This is a genomic window from Bacteroidia bacterium (genome assembly GCA_025056095.1).
GTDB lineage: Bacteria > Bacteroidota > Bacteroidia > JANWVE01 > JANWVE01 > JANWVE01.
Genome location: JANWVW010000188.1, coordinates 3,302 through 5,394, shown reverse-complemented (window position 1 = coordinate 5,394; position 2,093 = coordinate 3,302). Strand labels below are relative to the sequence as shown.

The following is a 2,093-nucleotide window of genomic DNA, read 5'->3' as shown; positions in this document are numbered from 1 at the left end:
CTTCAATATTTGATGAGCCGTTTTGAATATGTAACTACCAATGCCTTTGGCTCGCATATTGCTTATGCTGCTTATTTTGGTGCAAAAGTTTCTATTTATGGCTCTTATGCTGAATTTAAGGAAGAGGACTTCAGGCATGATCCTTTTTATTCTAAAAACCCAAAATTGTTAGCGGTTGCTTTAAATCTGACATCTGAAAGTAAAGTAAGAAAAGAGCTTTCACATCTTTTTGTTTTGCCGCATAAAGCAAAAATTCTGACAGAATGGGGTAAGTATGAAGTAGGAGAAGCAAACAAAAAAAGTGTTTCTCAATTATACAAAATTTTAAAAATAACCTTCAAAGATAGAATGGTAGCCACCCTTGGAAGATTGGGGAGTACTTCAAAGAAAATTATAAAATCAGTACTTCCCAAAAAAACAAGGCAATTTATAAATTTGCATTTCAGGGGTATTGAAGAACCATCAGAACCTGATGAAATACAGAAAGAACTATCAAGAATAAGTCAACTTCCACGCTTTATCAAAGGTGAAACAAATATTTTGGGAAAAATAATAAAATTTGTAGATTCAGCTTCTTTTTGTTTTATGCATAATAAAATCTTTGAAAGAGAAGTATACAAATTTCAAACAAAAAGTTCTCGCCCTTACATTATTGATGCGGGGGCAAATGTCGGTTTAAGTGTCATTTATTTCAAGAAACTTTATCCAAATGCCGAGATAATCGCCCTTGAACCTGATAACAAAATTTTTGAAGTACTTGCATTCAACATAAAATCTTTTGGATTTGAAAATGTACAGCTGATTCAAAAAGCTCTTTGGAATGAAGAAACTATTTTAAGGTTTTATTCAGAGGGTGCAGATGGAGGTAGAATAGCAACACAAACCGACTCAGGGAAATTAATTGAAGTTTCTACCTGTCGCTTACGAGATTTCTTGAACAAAAAAGTAGATTTACTGAAAATGGATATCGAAGGAGCTGAAGTTATTGTATTGGAAGATTGTAGCGATCTATTACACAATGTTGAACGTTTATTCGTGGAATATCACTCTTTTGTTGGAAAAGAACAAAAGTTGTATAAACTTTTAGAAATATTAGAAAAGGCAGGATTTCGTTATCAAGTGCAACATGTAGGAGTATTTTCACAGCATCCATTTATAAGAATATCGGAGTATCTAAGTATGGATTTACAATTAAATATTTTTGCTTATCGCATATGAAAACCTACCTCAATCTTGGCTGTGGCCAACGTTTTCATCCAGCGTGGATAAATGTAGACTTTGTAAGTACAGTCCGCATGTACAAGCCCACAATTTGCTAAATGGGATTCCTTTTCCTGACGAAAGTTGAGGTAGTGTATCATTCTCACGTATTAGAGCATTTTAGCAAAAGCGATGGCAAAAAGTTTTTACAGGAATGTTACAGAGTATTAAAACCCAATGGTATCATACGAATAGATATTCTTGATTTAGAAAGAATTGTAAAAGAATATTTGAAAAACTTAGAATTAGCCTTGCAAGGCAACACGCAGGCTCAATACAAATACGAATGGATAATGCTTGAAATGTACGATCAAGCCGTAAGAGCTCGAAGCGGTGGTGACATGGCAGCTTAATTGTATCAAGAAAAAATCCCTTGTGAAGAATATGTATATGAAAGGATAGGAGCAGAAGCACGTCAAATTAGAGCTATTATTTAGCAAAAAACCAAAATTCATACACAGAAAATACATTAGAAGTAGTGGAAGCTACTTCTTTGGGGTTATGGATATAGTAAAAAATTTATTGCGTCCTTTTAAACACTGGCTAAAACGTTTGTTATTTGCCTATGAAATGGAGTATTACGTCAAGCAGCAAGCCTATTTTAGAGCACAAGAACAGTTTTTAGAAATTGGTAAATTTAGAATGAGTGGCGAAGTTCATCAATGGATGTATGACCGCTATTCGCTCAGCCTTTTACTGCATCAATGTGGATTCAAAGATATTAGTATCAAAACAGCTTTTGAAAGTGCTATTCCCAACTGGAATACTTTTGAGTTGGAATCAAAAAACGGTATTGTTTACAAACCTGATTCGCTTTTTATGGAGGCGCGTAA

Annotated in this window: 3 protein-coding genes; all 3 read left to right on the top strand. The window is 34.0% G+C overall.

Translation table 11 applies throughout. The features are described from left to right. Positions 1-1,218: FkbM family methyltransferase (locus NZ519_11470; GenBank protein MCS7029372.1), on the top strand; the 1,218-nt coding region annotated here is incomplete at its 5' end. 101 nt (positions 1,219-1,319) lie between these two features. Next, positions 1,320-1,613 (top strand): methyltransferase domain-containing protein, encoded by a 294-nt coding sequence (locus NZ519_11465; protein ID MCS7029371.1) that lies wholly within the window; start codon positions 1,320-1,322, stop codon positions 1,611-1,613. Between the two features lie 148 nt (positions 1,614-1,761). Continuing rightward, positions 1,762-2,093 (top strand): hypothetical protein (locus NZ519_11460; protein MCS7029370.1); only part of this gene is annotated, 332 nt, incomplete at its 3' end.

Excerpts from the sequence above, each read along its gene's own strand:
- NZ519_11465 (MCS7029371.1), top strand. The coding sequence starts at position 1,320 with ATGGGATTCCTTTTCCTGACGAAAGTTGAGGTAGTGTATCATTCTCAC.